Source organism: Amycolatopsis thermophila (assembly GCF_030814215.1).
In the GTDB taxonomy this organism is placed as follows: domain Bacteria; phylum Actinomycetota; class Actinomycetes; order Mycobacteriales; family Pseudonocardiaceae; genus Amycolatopsis_E; species Amycolatopsis_E thermophila.
Map to the genome: position 1 here is coordinate 3,529,235 of NZ_JAUSUT010000001.1, position 14,454 is coordinate 3,543,688.

At 71.2% G+C, this 14,454-nt stretch carries 16 protein-coding genes; 13 read left to right on the plus strand and 3 right to left on the minus strand.

Going from position 1 to position 14,454, the window contains the following annotated elements:
- The first annotated feature begins 23 nt into the window (after positions 1 to 23).
- The 11 genes from FB470_RS17380 to FB470_RS17430 all read left to right on the plus strand — a co-directional run bounded on the left by FB470_RS17380 (position 24) and on the right by FB470_RS17430 (position 9,551).
- Positions 24 to 926, plus strand: a complete 903-nt coding sequence (locus FB470_RS17380) for a dihydrodipicolinate synthase family protein (protein ID WP_306992832.1) — start codon at positions 24 to 26, stop codon at positions 924 to 926.
- Between the two features lie 81 nt (positions 927 to 1,007).
- The gene (locus FB470_RS17385; protein WP_306992834.1) at positions 1,008 to 1,709 is read left to right on the plus strand and encodes a haloacid dehalogenase type II; all 702 of its coding nucleotides are present in this window, start codon (positions 1,008 to 1,010) and stop codon (positions 1,707 to 1,709) included.
- Positions 1,710 to 1,799: 90 nt separating this feature from the next.
- Positions 1,800 to 2,189 (plus strand): VOC family protein, encoded by a 390-nt coding sequence (locus FB470_RS17390; protein ID WP_306992835.1) that lies wholly within the window; start codon positions 1,800 to 1,802, stop codon positions 2,187 to 2,189.
- 485 nt (positions 2,190 to 2,674) lie between these two features.
- A complete protein-coding gene (locus FB470_RS17395) occupies positions 2,675 to 3,412 on the plus strand; it encodes a FadR/GntR family transcriptional regulator (protein ID WP_306992837.1) in 738 nt (245 codons plus the stop codon).
- Positions 3,413 to 3,532: 120 nt separating this feature from the next.
- Complete coding sequence (locus tag FB470_RS17400) at positions 3,533 to 4,858, plus strand: aromatic ring-hydroxylating oxygenase subunit alpha (protein WP_306992838.1); 1,326 nt, start codon at positions 3,533 to 3,535, stop codon at positions 4,856 to 4,858.
- On the plus strand, positions 4,855 to 5,454 hold the full coding sequence (locus FB470_RS17405; RefSeq protein WP_306992840.1) for an aromatic-ring-hydroxylating dioxygenase subunit beta: 600 nt from the start codon (positions 4,855 to 4,857) through the stop codon (positions 5,452 to 5,454). Before FB470_RS17400 ends, FB470_RS17405 begins: the two co-directional genes overlap by 4 nt.
- The gene (locus FB470_RS17410; protein WP_306992842.1) at positions 5,455 to 5,766 is read left to right on the plus strand and encodes a hypothetical protein; all 312 of its coding nucleotides are present in this window, start codon (positions 5,455 to 5,457) and stop codon (positions 5,764 to 5,766) included.
- Positions 5,763 to 6,449 carry a type 1 glutamine amidotransferase gene (locus FB470_RS17415; protein ID WP_306992844.1) on the plus strand — a complete coding sequence of 229 codons (687 nt, stop codon included), beginning with the start codon at positions 5,763 to 5,765 and terminating at the stop codon, positions 6,447 to 6,449. Before FB470_RS17410 ends, FB470_RS17415 begins: the two co-directional genes overlap by 4 nt.
- Positions 6,450 to 6,466: 17 nt before the next feature.
- Entirely contained in the window at positions 6,467 to 7,960 is a 1,494-nt protein-coding gene (locus FB470_RS17420) for a glutamine synthetase family protein (RefSeq protein WP_306992846.1), read from the plus strand.
- Between the two features lie 23 nt (positions 7,961 to 7,983).
- Positions 7,984 to 8,304, plus strand: coding sequence for a 2Fe-2S iron-sulfur cluster-binding protein (locus FB470_RS17425; protein ID WP_306992848.1), 321 nt, complete (start codon positions 7,984 to 7,986; stop codon positions 8,302 to 8,304).
- Positions 8,304 to 9,551, plus strand: a complete 1,248-nt coding sequence (locus FB470_RS17430) for an NAD(P)/FAD-dependent oxidoreductase (protein ID WP_306992850.1) — start codon at positions 8,304 to 8,306, stop codon at positions 9,549 to 9,551. Before FB470_RS17425 ends, FB470_RS17430 begins: the two co-directional genes overlap by 1 nt.
- Before the next feature lie 30 nt (positions 9,552 to 9,581).
- Here FB470_RS17430 and FB470_RS17435 read toward each other — a convergent pair whose 3' ends face one another.
- From FB470_RS17435 to FB470_RS17445, 3 genes are all read right to left on the minus strand, one after another.
- Complete coding sequence (locus tag FB470_RS17435; RefSeq protein ID WP_306992851.1) at positions 9,582 to 10,001, minus strand: YbaB/EbfC family nucleoid-associated protein; 420 nt, start codon at positions 9,999 to 10,001, stop codon at positions 9,582 to 9,584.
- On the minus strand, positions 9,989 to 10,414 hold the full coding sequence (locus tag FB470_RS17440) for a hypothetical protein (RefSeq protein WP_306992852.1): 426 nt from the start codon (positions 10,412 to 10,414) through the stop codon (positions 9,989 to 9,991). Before FB470_RS17440 ends, FB470_RS17435 begins: the two co-directional genes overlap by 13 nt.
- 120 nt (positions 10,415 to 10,534) lie before the next feature.
- On the minus strand, positions 10,535 to 11,698 hold the full coding sequence (locus FB470_RS17445; protein ID WP_306992854.1) for a PucR family transcriptional regulator: 1,164 nt from the start codon (positions 11,696 to 11,698) through the stop codon (positions 10,535 to 10,537).
- A gap of 210 nt (positions 11,699 to 11,908) precedes the next feature.
- Between FB470_RS17445 and FB470_RS17450 the strand changes: the two genes are divergently transcribed.
- The gene (locus FB470_RS17450; protein ID WP_306992856.1) at positions 11,909 to 13,270 is read left to right on the plus strand and encodes an MFS transporter; all 1,362 of its coding nucleotides are present in this window, start codon (positions 11,909 to 11,911) and stop codon (positions 13,268 to 13,270) included.
- Positions 13,267 to 14,451, plus strand: coding sequence for a CaiB/BaiF CoA transferase family protein (locus FB470_RS17455; protein ID WP_306992858.1), 1,185 nt, complete (start codon positions 13,267 to 13,269; stop codon positions 14,449 to 14,451). Before FB470_RS17450 ends, FB470_RS17455 begins: the two co-directional genes overlap by 4 nt.
- Positions 14,452 to 14,454: the final 3 nt, after the last annotated feature.

A 14,454-nucleotide genomic window follows, 5' to 3' on the forward strand; every position in this document is an offset into this window, starting at 1 on the left:
ACGGTAGTCCCGGAAGGAGCCTCGTGCAACCTCTCCGCGCCGACACCCTCACCGGTGTGTGGGGCAGCGTCCTGCTGCCGGTGAACGACGACGACAGCATCGACTTCGCCCGCCTGGGGGAGGCGGTGGACGCGCTGCTGGGTTCGGGTGTGCACGGCGTGTACACCAACGGCACCGCCGGGGAGTTCTTCACGCTCACCGACGCGGAGTACGACCGGCTGCACGAGCTGGTCGCCGCGCGGGCGAGCGCGGCCGGGGTGCCGTTCCAGCTCGGCGCGAGTCACCCGAGCGGGCAGCTGTCGCGTGAGCGCGTGCGCCGCGCCGCCGCCCTGCGGCCCGGTGCGATCCAGGTCGTCCTGCCCGACTGGCTCCCGCTCGGGCCCGACGAGGCGGTGGCGGCCCTGCGCGGGCTGGCCGACGCGGCGGACGGAGTTCCGCTCGTGCTGTACCACCCGCCGTACGCGAAGACCCAGGTGGGGCCGGACCTGCTGGAGCGGCTGGCCGGCGAGGTGCCGGAGCTGATCGGCGTGAAGGTGCCCGGCATCGACGTCGCGCGGCGCGTCGCCGGACGGCTCGCGGTGTTCGTCGCCGGCCACACGCTCGCCTCGGCCCGCCCGGACGGCGCGGCGGGGTCCTACTCGAACGTCGCGTGCCTGAGCCCGGCGGGCGCCGTCCGCTGGTGGGAGCAGATGCGCACCGACCCGAGCGCGGCACTCGACCTCGAACGACGGCTGCGCGAGTTCATCGCCGGGCACATCGTCCCGCTCGGCGCCGCCGACCCCGCACTGGACAAGACGCTCGCCGCGATCGGCGGGTGGGCTCCGGTCGGCACGCGGGTGCGCTGGCCGCACCGCTCCGTCCCGGCCGGCGCGATCCCCGCGCTGAGGGCTGTCGCGCAACGGCTGGTGCCCGAACTGCTCGGCTGAGGTCCGGGCCGAGCGCGTCCACTATGGAGTCCGGATTCCGGCCCGTGCCGGGCCGGCCGGGACGCGGTACGGTCGGAGATCATGAACGGGATCCCCGAGATCGAGGTCGTCGTCTTCGATGTGCTCGGCACCCTGGTCGACGAACCCGGCGGGCTGCGGGCCGCGATCGACGAGGCGGTGCCCCGCGACGCACCGGCCGACGACCTGCTCACCCGGTGGCAGCAGCACGTCGAGCGGGAGCAGCAACGCATCGTGGACGGGCATCGCGCCTACGCCAACACCGAGGTCATCGACGCCGAGGCCGCGCACCAGGTGGCGGAGCGGGCGGGGCTCACGGACCCGGCGGCCATCGCCCGGCTCGCCACCGCGGGGCAGCGCCTGCCCCCGTGGAGCGACTCCGTCGCCGGTCTCGAGCGGCTTTCCCGGCGGTTTCCCGTGCTGGCGTTGTCCAACGCCGGCCGCACCGCGCTGCTGCGCCTCAACGCCCACGCGGGTCTGCGCTGGCACCAGGCCCTGTCCTGCGAAACCGTCCGGGCCTACAAGCCGGCGCCCGAGGTGTACCGGCACGCCATCGACACCGCCGGCTGCCCGCCCGAGCGTGTGCTCATGGTCGCCGCCCACGCGTGGGACCTGCGGGGCGCCCAGGCGGCCGGCATGCGCACCGCCTACGTCCACCGCCCGGTCGGCGACCCACCAGCCCCCGCCGACACGTTCGACGCGCGGTTCGACGGGCTGGCCGACCTGGTCACCGCGCTGACGGGAGATTCGTCCGGAACGCCCTAGCAGCGCCCGCCACGACGGGACCAAAGCCCTCTGTTCGTCGTCCGCGGGCGCGCCTACTGTCGCGGGATCGACCGACGGCAGGAGGCGGACATGACCGGCAGGATCGTGCACTTCGAAATCCCGTTCGACGACGGCGAGCGGGCCCGCGGCTTCTACCGCGAGGCGTTCGGCTGGGACGTCTCGGAAATGCCGGAGATGAACTACACCGTCGCGTCCACCGGCCCGGCCACCGAGCAGGGGATGCCGTCCGAGCCCGGCTTCATCAACGGCGGCATGTTCGCGCGCGCCGACGCCGCCCCGAAGAGCCCGGTGCTGACGATCGACGTGACGAGCATCGACGCGGCGCTGGACAAGATCGAACGCCTCGGCGGGTCCAAGCTGGTGGGCCGCACGGAAATCCCGAACATGGGGTTCTACGCGTACTTCACCGACACGGAGGGCAACGTCCTGGGCCTGTGGGAGAGCCTGCCGCGAAGCTAGGGCGACTCGGCTGCCGCCGGGGGAGCCGGGCCGACGCGGGAGCCGCACCCGGGCACGTCACGCCACCGGGAGCGCGGACCGACACGGGAGCCACCGGGTCGCCGGGGGTGCTGCCGGACAGGCCGCGCCGGTCGTAGGGGACGACCGTGAAGCGGTTGGCAGGTGACCGGCCAGGTCGACAGCGCGGTCCGCATCGCCCTCGCCGCTCTGCGAGATCAGCACGACGCTGACCTTCTGGGTCCGTTGTGGATGCTCACCAGCGGCGGAAGGTCGCGGCCGAGGAGTCGGCGACTGGGTTTGAACGGTAGTCAAGACCGGGCGCCCGGGCCGCGACGTGACCGGGGCCGGCCCGCTCACCCCGCGTACGTGGAGTCGCTGGCCGACCGCCTCCTGCGGCGGTGACCGTATACTGCCGACGGCGTGTGCACAGCGGTGAGCTGCCGTCGGTTCACCGGGCTTTCGGCACCCGCCGGTCGGGAGTGCTCATGGGCAAGGTGGACGCTCGGCTGTTCAAGAAGGTCCAAACGGCTCCGCAACAGGTCGCCACCGCGATCAAGGAAGCCATCCTGGACGGGACCCTCCTGCCGGGTGCCCGGCTTCCCTCGGAAGAGGAGATGGCCGAGAACTTCGGGGTGAGCCGGCCGACCGTGCGCGAGGCCCTGCGCTCGCTGAAGCAGGCCAGGGTGATCATCGCGACGCGCGGTCGCAACGGCGGTCACTGCGTGTCCGACCTGTCGATGGAGCACTTCGCGCTCGGGATGGGGCAGTACATGACCCTGGCGATCGGCACCGAGCGGATGGGTTACCGCGACATCGTCGAGGTCCGGTTCGAACTCGAGCTGCTGTCGGCGCGGATGGCGGCACAACGGCGTTCTCCGGAGGATCTCGACGCTCTGGCGGACCTCGAGCGACTGCGCCCCACCGGTGAGATGCGCTCGTGGACGCGGCAGGCCGCCCTCCGCTACGACCTCGCGTTCCACCGCAGGCTGGCCGAGTGTTCGCACAATCCCCTGATCGTGTCCTTTGTCAGTTCCACCATCATCGCGTTCCAGGATTGCGGTGTGGACATCGACGAATTCGATCCGACGGCGGTGCTCGCCCACATCGACGACGTCCGGCAGGCGGTCGTGGACGGCGACCCGGCCCTGGCCCACGAGGCCATGCAGCGTCACCTCGAGCTGGCCGGCGACCTGTGCGGAATCGAGCCGTCCGCTCGGAGTTGAGTCCGCGCAGCGGGGTCGCGAAATGTCAAAATCCTTGCCTTTACTCCGCAACGGCCGCAGCCGACGATAGTGCTCCGAGCGTGCGAACACGCTCTTCGCTGTCCCCGGCCGGAGGTATGCATGACCCTCCAACACGATGCGGTGGCCGTGCCCCGCGCGATCCGTTCCGACCTCCACGCCCTCGTCCGCGAGGACCGGGTCCACCGGACCCTCTACACCGATCCGGAGATCTTCGCCGAGGAGATGGTGAAGGTCTTCGGCGGACGGTCGTGGGTCTACCTGGCGCACGAGTCGCAACTACCCGAGCCGAACTCGTTCCTGTCCGTCCGAATGGGACTGCGGCCGGTGATCGTGACCCGGGACCGCGCGGGCGCGGTGCACGCGGTGTTCAACCGCTGCAGTCATCGCGGAGCGACGCTGTGCCGTGAACAGAGCGGCGTCGCCAAGAGCTTCCAGTGCCCCTACCACGGGTGGACGTTCCGCAACACCGGCGAGCTGGTCGGAACGCCGTGGCCGCAGGGCTACGGCGAGAACTTCGACCGCGGCGAGTTCGGCCTGCACAAGGTGTCCCGCGTCGAGTCCTACCGCGGGTTCGTCTTCGGCACGCTCAACGCGTCGGCGCCGAGCCTGACCGACTGGCTCGGGCCGGCGACCGGCTGGCTCGACTACTGGATCGACCGCGCCCCCGGCGGGGAGGTCTTCGTCCGCAGCGGTGTGCACCGCATGGGCTACCGGGGCAACTGGAAGCTCGCCTACGACAACGCGGGCGACGGCTACCACCCGGCGTTCTCGCACCGGTCGCTGCTGGAAATGGCCTCCCGCATGGGCGAGAGCAAGGACATGGCCTACTTCGGACGGTCCCCGGACGACGGTCCGATGCGGACCTACATGCTGGGCAACGGGCACAGCGTGATCGACCAGCGGCCCAACTACGACGGGCCGGGGAGCTTCTGGGCCAACCAGCGGCCGCAGCCGGGCCGCGAACGGGTCGAGGAACACATCCGGGCGACCTACGGCGACGACGCGGATCGCCTCCTGGATCTGTGCGTGGGATCCCAGATCAACCTCAGCATCTTCCCGAACCTGCTCATCATCGGGAACCAGATCCAGGTCGTGGAACCGCTCGCGGTCGACAGCACGCAGCTGAGCTGGCACGCCACCGCGATCGGCGGGGTACCGCCGGAGATCAACACCATCAGGATGCGCACCCAGGAGGACTTCCCCGCCTTCGGCGAGCCCGACGACCAGGCGAACTTCGAAGAGGTCCAGCGCGGACTGGCGGCGCCCGAAGTGGAATGGGTGTTCGCGAACCGCGGACTGGACGTGCCCGGGTGGCAGGAGGTCGGTCCCGACGGTGTGGTGTCCAGCAGGGCGACCGACGAGCTGCACATGCGGCAGTACTACGCCACCTGGCTGGACCTGATGACGGAGGGTGCACCGCGATGAGCCCGCACATCCCCCCGCAGTTCGCCGACACGTCGTCGTGGTCCTACCACATCGACAACGACTACTACCGGGAGCTGCGCCGCCAGTCGGACCTGCTCCGGGAGGACTGGCCGGAGTCGGACACGGACGAGCTCGTGCGGGCGAGCGCGTTTCTCACCGGCGAAGCGCGGCTGGTCGACGAAGGCCGCTTCAACGACTGGCTCGACCTGTTCACCGACGACTGCCTCTACTGGGTCCCGGTGACCCCCGGCGGCGGTGACCCGACCGTGGAGGTGTCGCACGCGTTCGACGACCGGCGGCGGCTCACCGACCGCGTGTACTGGTTGCGGACCGGGCTGGCCTTCTGCCAGATCCCGGCTTCCCGGACGAGGCGGGTGATCGGCAACGTGGAGACCACGGTCGATCCGTCGACCGGGGACCGGCTGGTGCGCTCCAACTTCGTCGTGCACGAGTTCCGCGCCGGTGTCACCAAGACCTACCCCGGGTGGTACGGGCACGTCCTGGTGCCGTCCGGCGATGGCTGGCGGATCAAGCTCAAGCAGGTGAACCTGCTCGACTCCGACCAGCTCCACGAGAACCTGACGCTGGTGTTCTGAATGACCGCCGACGACAACGCGGTGACGCGGCAGTCGCGAGAGGATGCGACCGAACTCGAGGCGCTTCGCCAGGAGAACGCCCTCCTCCGCCGTCGGGCCGCGCGGCTGGAGCGCGACCTGGCGAGCGTCGCGCCACTCGTCGAACAGGTCAAGCACCTGTCCTTCTGGGACTTCGCCCCGTACGGCGTCGCACCCGACGAGAGCTGGGTCGCGGTCGATCGCGGCAAGGCCACGGCCGTGATGGGCGCACTCGCCCGGATCGACCACTGGAACCCGTGGAGCACGACGATCGAACCGAGGCCACAACCATGAAACCGATCGCGGTGATCACCCACGTCGACCGCGCCGACGTGGGGCTGGTCGAGGAGATCGCCCGGGAACGCGACTACCCGCTCCACCTCGTCCGGCCCTACCGCGGCGACGAACTGCCCGACCTCGGACGGGTCGGGGCGGTGGTGGCCATGGGCGGTCCGCAGAGCGCCTACGACGATCATCCCTACCTGCGGGAGGAGCAGCGCTACCTCGCCGCCGCCGTCGGCGACGAGGTTCCCGTGCTCGCGATCTGCCTCGGCTCCCAGTTGCTCGCGCGCGCCCTGGGCGGTTCCGCCGAGCCCGGGAAAGCCGGTCTGGAAGCAGGCATGATCACGGTGAAGCCGGCTGAGGGAGCCACGACCGAGATCGCCGGCGAGTTCTTCTCGTTCCACTCCGACTCCGCGATCCCGCCCGCGGGCGCCGAAATCCTCGCCAGGTCCGACCGCTACCTGCAGGCCTGGTCGATCGGATCGGCGTTCGCGGTGCAGTTCCACCCCGAGATCACGATGCGTGGCGTCAACGGCCTCCTCGCCGTCGAAGGCCCCAAGCTCGAGAAGTTCGGTGTGGACGTGGCGCCCATGCGGCGCGACGCCGAACGGTACTTCGCCGAGGGTGCCACCGACTCACGAACCCTGCTGAACCGGTGGTTCGACCGGCTTCCCCACCTGTTGATCCGCGACTGATGCCAAAGGAGACATCAATGCCGAGCAGCGCCAAATTCATCGAACGACACGGGCTGTACACCCCCGAACAAGCCGAGGCGGCCGCGCGTTCCCGTTCCCTGGTCGAACAACACGGGATCGAGGTGATCCGCCTCGCGTGGCCGGATCAGCACGGTCTGCTGCGCGGGAAGGCCCTGACGGCTTCGGCCTACTTCGGCGCGCTCGAATCCGGCAACGAGATCACGATGGCGCCGTTCTTCTTCGACCCGGCGAACGCGATCGTGCTCAACCCCTTCAGCGCCGACGGCGGCTTCGAGATCGAGGGGCTGGGCGGCAGCCCGAACGTCGTCATGGTGCCCGACCCGGGAACCTTCACGATCCTGCCCTGGGCGCCCAAGACCGCGCTCGTGTTCACGGATCTGTACATGACCAACGGGAGGCCGTTCCCGCTCGCGCCCCGCACCATCCTGCGCGACGCACTGACCAGGCTGGCCGAGCACAACTACACCCTGGTGTCCGGGATCGAGATCGAGTGGTACCTGACCCGGATCGTGGACGACCGGCTCGGGAACTGCTCGCTCGGAGCGCCCGGCACCCCGGCGGACCCGCCGCACGTGGCGCCGGTCGCCCGCGGCTACAACTACCTGCTGCTCGACCACCTCGACGAGATCGACGACGCCCTGATCCCGATCCGCGAAGCGCTGGTGGCGATGGGACTTCCGCTGCGGTCGTTCGACGACGAGTGGGCCCCGAGCCAGGTCGAGACGACCTTCGACGTCCTCGAGGGGATGGCGGCCGCCGACGCGGCGTCCCTGTTCAAGATGGCGGTCAAGCAGATCTCGAAGCGCCGGGGATTCCTCGCCTCGTTCATGTGCACCCCGGCGATCGACGGGTTCTACGCCAGCGGATGGCACCTGCACACCTCGATCGCCGACTCCACGACCGGCGAGAACCTGATGGTGCCGGGCCCGAACGAGGCGCTGTCCCCGCTGGGCCGGCACTACGTGGGCGGTCAGCTGGCGCACGGGGCGCCCGCGTCGGTGTTCACCACCCCCACGGTCAACGGCTACCGCCGGCGTCGTCCGTACTCGCTGGCGCCGGACCGGCTCACGTGGGCCTACGACAACCGCGCCGCCATGATGCGCGTGATCAGTTCGCCCGGGGACAAGGCCTCCCACGTGGAGAACCGCGTCGGCGAGGCCGCCGCGAACCCGTACCTCTACATCGCGTCCCAGGCCGCGGCCGGGTTGGACGGCATCCTCAACGAGACCTCGCCGGGACCGCTGAGCGAGGACCCGTACGCGGCCGAGGTGCCGCACCTGCCGACCACGCTCGCCGAGGCGGTCGACGTCCTGCAGTCGGACGAGTTCTTCCGCAAGCAGTTCGGCGGCACCTTCATCGACTACCTGGTGACGATGAAGCGCTGCGAGATCTCCCGGTACGAAGCGTGGGTTGCCGACAACCCCGACACGGACACCTACGTCAACGGGGTGACCGACTGGGAGCACCGCGAGTACTTCGAAGTGTTCTGAGCCTCGACCGAGGAGAGCTGGTCATGCCCAAGATCGTCTTCAACTGTCCGGACGGTTCCCAGCGGGTCGTCGACGCGCGTCCCGGCGCGTCGATCATGGAGACGGCGACCCGTTCGGGAGTCCCCGGGATCGTGGCCGAATGCGGAGGCGCCATGGCCTGCGCGACCTGCCACGTCTACGTCGCCGACGACTACCTGCCCCTCGCCGGCGACGTGGGTGAGTTCGAGGACGAAATGCTCGACGAGGCGGTCGCCGAGCGCACGGCCAACAGCCGGCTGTCCTGCCAGATCGCGATGACCGACGAACTGGACGGTGTCGAAGTGACCGTGGCGCCGGAGCAGTGATGAGCGGGCGTGCTTCGCGAGCGGGTGTGCTCGTCGTCGGAACCGGGGAGGCCGGTGTCCGGGTCGCGACGACGTTGCGCGAGCTCGGTGACGACCGCCCGATCGTGCTCTGCGGTGACGAACCGCACCCGCCCTACCAGCGGCCGCCCCTGTCCAAGGCGTTCCTCGACGGGACGGCCGGCCACGCGGACCTGGTGCTGCGCACCCCGGAGTTCTTCCGGGACGCCGGCATCGAGGTGCGCACCGGCCGGCGGGTCACGGACGTCGAGGTCGACGGCTCGGGCGGCGGATCGGCGATGTGCGAGGGCGGGGACACCGTCGAGTTCGACCAGCTGGTCCTGGCGACCGGTGCGCGGTCACGCCCGCTCCCGGTCGACGGTCGTGACCTCGACGGGGTGTGCGCGCTGCGCGGGCTCGACGACGCGGAACGCCTGCGCGAGCGGCTGATCACGGCCCGCCGGGTCGTGATCGTCGGCGGCGGGTACATCGGCCTGGAAGCCGCCGCGCTCGCCAGCACGCGCGGTCTGGCCGTCACCATCGTCGAACGCGAGGACCGCGTGTTGAGCCGGGTGAGCGCGGACCCGCTGCCGGCGTTCCTGGCCGAGCGTCATCGCGAGTGGGGCGTGGAGTTCGAGTTCGGCGCCGACGTGCGCGAGATCGTCGGGGACGGGCAGCGCGTCCAGGGCGTTCGCCTCGCCGGCGGGCGGGAGCTGCCCGCCGATCTGGTGCTGGTGGGGATCGGGGCGGTGCCCGAGACCACGCTGGCCGAGAAGCTCGGGCTGGAGGTCCGGCGCGGCATCGTCGTCGACGCGGCCTGCCGGACCAGCCATCCCCGGGTGTGGGCGGTCGGGGACTGCACCGTGCAGCCCCACCCGCACCTGCCGGGCGAGCTGATCGGCGTCGAGTCGGTGCAGAACGCCAACGACCAGGCGAGGGCGGCGGCCGCCGCCCTCGCCGGGATCGAGCCGCCCCGGCCACCCGTGCCGTGGTTCTGGTCGGACCAGCGCGACCTGAAGGTGCAGATCGCCGGCATCTCGGACGGGTACGACCAGTACGTGGTGCGCGGCACGAGCGAGCCGACGGTGCTCTACTACCGCGACGGCGCACTGATCGCCGCCGAGGCGGTGAACCGGCCGAAGGACTTCCTGGCTGCCAAGCGTGCGCTGGCCAAGGGACAGACCATCGCCCCGGAGGCGGCAGCCGACCCGGCAACGCCGTTGAAGGAGCTGATCACCGACCGAGGGTGAGCGTGGGTTGCGCACCAGCGGCAGCTCCGCTCAAAGCGCCTTCGGCAGCACGCCTCCGCAGTGCGGGCAGCTCGCCGTCCGCTCGCGTTGAGCCCGTCGCCGGTGCTCGTCGGCCAGCCCGGTGAACAGTTCCTCGGGTTCGTCCGGGCCGGCGCGCGGGCGTCGCGGGCGAGCGGGTGACGTGGCGGCCGGCGGGGGCGCCACTTCACCGGCGGCGGTCCGCTCGGCCAGGCGGATCGCCTCGGTGACGGCCTGCGCCAGCCGGTCCTCCGGCACGGCGCGCAACCGGGCCGGGTCCAGCCGCACGTCCAGCAACACCCCGGTCCCGCTCACGAGCACATCGCCGAAGCCGCCCGCGATCGGCCGGCTGATCGCGGCCCGCGCCCGTTCCGCGTGGGCGCGGAACGCGTCCCGGACACGCGCGTCCGCCTCCGCGATCAGATCGTCCACGGTGCACCCCCGGGCAGCAGGCCGGCGAGGAGGCGCTGCTGGTGCTCCGCGGCGGCCGCGCGCGCCGCGGCGACAGCCTGCACGATCTCCCCGCCCAGCAGGTGCGGGTGGCGGGAGGTGCGCAACGTGCCCGGTGCCAGCCGCACGGCCACCAGCTCGCCGTGCCCGTCGATCTGCTTCAAGGTCAGCTCGGACTCGGCGAGCACGGTCGCGCTGTGGGCGAACGTGAGACGCGTATCGGCGACGGCCTCGTTGTAGGCCTGGACCGCGTCGGCCAGCAGTGGTCGCTGCTGGGCGAGCGCGCCGAAGGCGTCCGCGGTCAGGGTGCAGGCGGCGAGCACGTCGTGCGCGGCGCTCCACGCGTCGGACGCTTCGCCGAAGCCCGTCGCGGCTCGGGCCAAGGAGGCCGGCACGATTTCGAAGCCACCGTGCGGGAGGGGTTCGTAATCGGGTAAAGAAGGCATACCTCTCGGATGCGAGATCAACCCACACGGTTCCGGCGGAGTTCGGCAGTTGTTGACGGCCGCTCGTGACTACCCCTGCCGGATGCCCGCCTTGGTGCGCGATGACCACTCGTGCCGCCGGAGCGCCCACCACACCTCGCTGATCTCCTGGGCCGAATCCAGAGTCAGGCCCGACAGCTGCTTGACCTGGTTGATCCGGTACCGCAACGTGTTGGGGTGCACCACGAGCGCCTTCGCCGCCGTCGCGGTGTTCAGGCCGGCGGCGAGGAAGGCGTCGAGGGAGGCCACGAGTTCGTGCCCGAAGTCGCCCTGCGCCAGCACCGGCCCGAGGATCCGCTCGACGAGGTGGTCGCCGACGCTGTGCTCGGACGCGACCGCGACGTGCAGTGAGAGGTTTTCCAGGGTTTGCGGGCCCGTGCGGCCGAATTCGAGGCCGACCTCGATCATCTGGCCCGCCACGCGGTAGGACTCGTGGATCTGGTTCAGTTCCACCGCCGGCCCGATCCCGGCCGTCGGTCCCTCGCCGGGCAGGTCTTCCCCGGTGAAGATGCCGACCGCGTCGCCTTCCACGACCGCGCCGAACGGTGCGAGCCGGTGCGCGTTGCCCCAGTTCAAGATCTGCTGCAGCAGCTGCCCGGACGGTTCCCCCGCCGTCGGCCGGGCGCGGAACGCGCGATAGCGGGCCGTCGCGACGAGCCCGAACGAAGCGGCGTGCAGTCCCATGTCGGGCGTGTTCACGCCGTCCCGGAGCAGGCGGCGCACGAACTCGACGCGCCGGGTCTCGGCCGTGCGCGCCATGTCGAGGTCCTCGTCGCGGTGCGCCACCGCGTACTCGCGGCTGACGAGGTCGTTCACCTCCCACAGGATCCGGACGCCCTCCAGTTGTATCCCGGGTTCGATTCCCCGTTCTGTCGCCGCTCCGATCACGAATTCCCGCAGCGCCTGGAAGGACAACCGGATGGCGAGCAGGACGTGTTCGATCGGGATCCCGGAGCGGGCCCGTTCGGCGGCCACCGAGACGTCCTGCACGCGCTCGGGCACCTTCCCGGCGATCAACGAGCCCGCCGCGGTCTCGATGTGCTGCCCCAGCGACCGGCGCAGTGACGCCGGGGCGACCGCCGAGTAGGTCGGCACCTTCTCGACGATCTCGGCGACTGTTTCGTCCGCCAGCTTGTCCGCGTGGTCGCGCAGGAGCCGCGCGAGTTCATCGAAGGCGCCGGCCGACCTCCTCATCGCACACTCCTTCCCGGGTGATCCGTTGTGCAGCGACACAATCAACCGGCGCGCACCTCATCGCGTCAGACATGGATCGGGCTGGTCGCCGTCTCTAAAGTAGCAGCCAGACCGCACGGACGGCAGATTTCCGAGCGAAGCGGGCGCATTGGCCGGACCCGTGTCAACCGCCCAGTTGTGGCTGGGCACAACCAGCACTCATCAAAGGAGATGAGCCCATTGAGCGACGAATCAACGGGCGTGCCGCGCACGACGCTGAGCCGCGTGGCCGTGGCCAGCTGTGCCGGTACGACCATCGAGTTCTACGACTTCTTCATCTACGGGACCGCGGCCGCGCTGGTCTTCCCGAAGGTGTTCTTCCCCGCGCTCGGCGCGGCGGCCGGGACCGTCGCCTCGCTCGCCACCCTGGGCGTCGCCTTCGTGGCGCGTCCGGTCGGCGCGGTGGTGTGCGGCCACTTCGGTGACCGGCTCGGGCGGAAGAACACCCTGGTCGTGACCCTGCTGTTGATGGGCCTGGCGACCGTCGTCATCGGACTGCTGCCGCCGGCGAGCGTCATCGGCGCGGCCGGGCCGATCCTGCTGACGGTGCTGCGCTTCCTGCAGGGCTTCGCCGTCGGCGGCGAATGGGCCGGTGCCACGTTGCTCGCCGCCGAAAACGCCCCACCCGGCAAACGCGGCCTGTACGCGGTCTTCCCGCAGCTGGGACCGGCGTTCGGCTTCGCGCTCGCCAGCGGCACGTTCTTCGTCATCGACCTGGCCGTCGGGCCGGACAGCCCGGCCTTCCTCTCCTACGGCTGGCGAATCCCGTTCGTGGCCAGCGCCATCCTCGTCCTCATCGGACTGTACGTGCGCCTGGCCGTCACCGAGACGGCGGAGTTCCGGGAACACCAGGCGAAACTTCGCAGTGCGGGGCCGCAGGGCGCCGGCGGGCTTCCCCTCCGCGCGGTGTTGCGGGCCCAGTGGCGCGAAGTACTGCTCGGCGGCGGCGTGCTCACGATCCTGTTCGCCCTGTTCTACGTCGCCACCGCGTACCGCACCTCGTTCGGCACCTCGCGGTCCGGGGCCGGGCTGAGCCGGGCCGCCGTGCTGGGGCTCGGCATGGCCGCGAGCGCCGCGCTGGCGATCACGACCGTGGCGGCCGGCATCCTGTCCGACCGGTTCGGCCGCAGGCGCACGATCATCTTCGCCTACGCGGTGACCGTCCCGGCCGTGGTCCTGTTGTTCGCGTGGCTCACCGGCCGCTCCGGCGCGGCGTTCGGGGTGACGCTGGCGGCCATGATGGGGCTCTACGGAATCGCCTATGGCCCGGTGGGTGCCTTCCTGCCGGAGCTGTTCCGGACGGCCTACCGGTACACCGGTGCGGGGATCGCCTACAACCTCGGCGGGGTCCTCGGCGGCGCCATCGCGCCGCTGGTCGCTGCCGCGCTGGCCGCCTCGTACGGCGTACTCGCCGTCGGGGTCCTGCTCGGCGTGCTGGGCGTGGTGAGCCTGCTCAGCACCGTCGCGCTCCGGACACGCGCCGCCCGTGATCGCAGTCCTGCCGCCGCCCCGGAACTGGAGCACACACCATGACCGAGAACCGCCGTGCCCTGGCGGGCATCCGTGTCCTGGACCTGAGCCGGCTCGCCCCCGGCCCCTACTGCAGCATGCTGCTCGCCGACCTCGGCGCGGACGTCGTGATGGTCGGCGGCGGCCGGACCGGTGCCCCGATCCCGGTCCTGCGGCGCGGCAAGCACGCGATCGAGGTGGACCTGAAGACCCCGGAAGGGCGCGCGCTGCTGGACCGCATGGTCGAACACGCCGACGTCCTCATCGAGAGTTTCCGGCCGGGTGTCGCCGCCCGGCTCGGGGCGGACCACGAGCGGCTGAGCCGGATCAACCCGAGACTCGTCTCGTGCAGCCTGACCGGTTACGGCCAGGACGGCCCGCTGGCGCAGCGAGCGGGGCACGACATCAACTACCTCGCCGTGGCCGGGGCGCTGGGCACGTTCGGTGCCGCCGACGGCCCGCCGACCCCGCCGCTGAACCTCCTGGCCGATTTCGGCGGGGGCGGTCTGCTGGCCGCCTTCGGCATTCTCGCCGCACTGCACGAGCGGGAACGATCGGGCGCCGGTCAGCACGTCGACGTCGCGATGGTCGACGGCGTGCTGTCCATGATGGCCATGCCCTTCGCGGACTGGGGCACGCCGACCCTGCCCCGGCGGGGCACCGGCGCTCTCACCGGCACCATGCCCGCCTACCGCACCTACGAATGCGCCGACGGCCGGTACGTCGCCGTCGGGGCACTGGAGCCGCGGTTCTTCGCGGCGCTGTGGACCGGGCTCGGGCTCGGTGACGGCGCCGAGGTGCCGGACCACCTCGATCCCGCCCGATTCCCCGAGCTCACCCGCGAGCTGGAGGCGGTCTTCCGCAGCAAGGACCGCGATGCCTGGGCGGCGCACTTCGCCGACAGCGACGCGTGCGTCACCCCCGTGCTCGAGCCCGGCGAGCTCGCGGCGCACGCGCACGTGGCCGCGCGTCACCCGGACTTCGCGCTGGACCGCGTTCCGGCCGTACCAAGGCTTTCCCGCACCCCCGCCGCTCCCGGGGGCACCCCGCTGCCGGACGAGACGCTCGCGGCGCTCGCGCGTTTCGGGCTCACCCCCGGCGAAGCCGCGCGGGTCGTGGTCCCGCACGGCGCCGCGGCCGGTGACCTGAGCTGGCCCCCGATCACCCGGCCCCACCCCCGCACGCACGGAGAGAGGACTTCCTGAGCC

What these genes read in the sequence shown, in the direction of transcription:
- FB470_RS17405 (WP_306992840.1), top strand. Translation starts at nt 4,855, where the DNA reads ATGAGCCCGCACATCCCCCCGCAGTTCGCCGACACGTCGTCGTGGTCC.
- FB470_RS17390 (WP_306992835.1), top strand. Translation starts at nt 1,800, where the DNA reads ATGACCGGCAGGATCGTGCACTTCGAAATCCCGTTCGACGACGGCGAG.
- FB470_RS17400 (WP_306992838.1), top strand. Translation starts at nt 3,533, where the DNA reads ATGACCCTCCAACACGATGCGGTGGCCGTGCCCCGCGCGATCCGTTCC.
- FB470_RS17415 (WP_306992844.1), top strand. Translation starts at nt 5,763, where the DNA reads ATGAAACCGATCGCGGTGATCACCCACGTCGACCGCGCCGACGTGGGG.
- FB470_RS17395 (WP_306992837.1), top strand. Translation starts at nt 2,675, where the DNA reads ATGGGCAAGGTGGACGCTCGGCTGTTCAAGAAGGTCCAAACGGCTCCG.
- FB470_RS17420 (WP_306992846.1), top strand. Translation starts at nt 6,467, where the DNA reads ATGCCGAGCAGCGCCAAATTCATCGAACGACACGGGCTGTACACCCCC.
- FB470_RS17430 (WP_306992850.1), top strand. Translation starts at nt 8,304, where the DNA reads ATGAGCGGGCGTGCTTCGCGAGCGGGTGTGCTCGTCGTCGGAACCGGG.
- FB470_RS17385 (WP_306992834.1), top strand. Translation starts at nt 1,008, where the DNA reads ATGAACGGGATCCCCGAGATCGAGGTCGTCGTCTTCGATGTGCTCGGC.
- FB470_RS17410 (WP_306992842.1), top strand. Translation starts at nt 5,455, where the DNA reads ATGACCGCCGACGACAACGCGGTGACGCGGCAGTCGCGAGAGGATGCG.
- FB470_RS17455 (WP_306992858.1), top strand. Translation starts at nt 13,267, where the DNA reads ATGACCGAGAACCGCCGTGCCCTGGCGGGCATCCGTGTCCTGGACCTG.
- FB470_RS17425 (WP_306992848.1), top strand. Translation starts at nt 7,984, where the DNA reads ATGCCCAAGATCGTCTTCAACTGTCCGGACGGTTCCCAGCGGGTCGTC.
- FB470_RS17445 (WP_306992854.1), bottom strand. Translation starts at nt 11,698, where the DNA reads ATGAGGAGGTCGGCCGGCGCCTTCGATGAACTCGCGCGGCTCCTGCGC.
- FB470_RS17450 (WP_306992856.1), top strand. Translation starts at nt 11,909, where the DNA reads ATGAGCCCATTGAGCGACGAATCAACGGGCGTGCCGCGCACGACGCTG.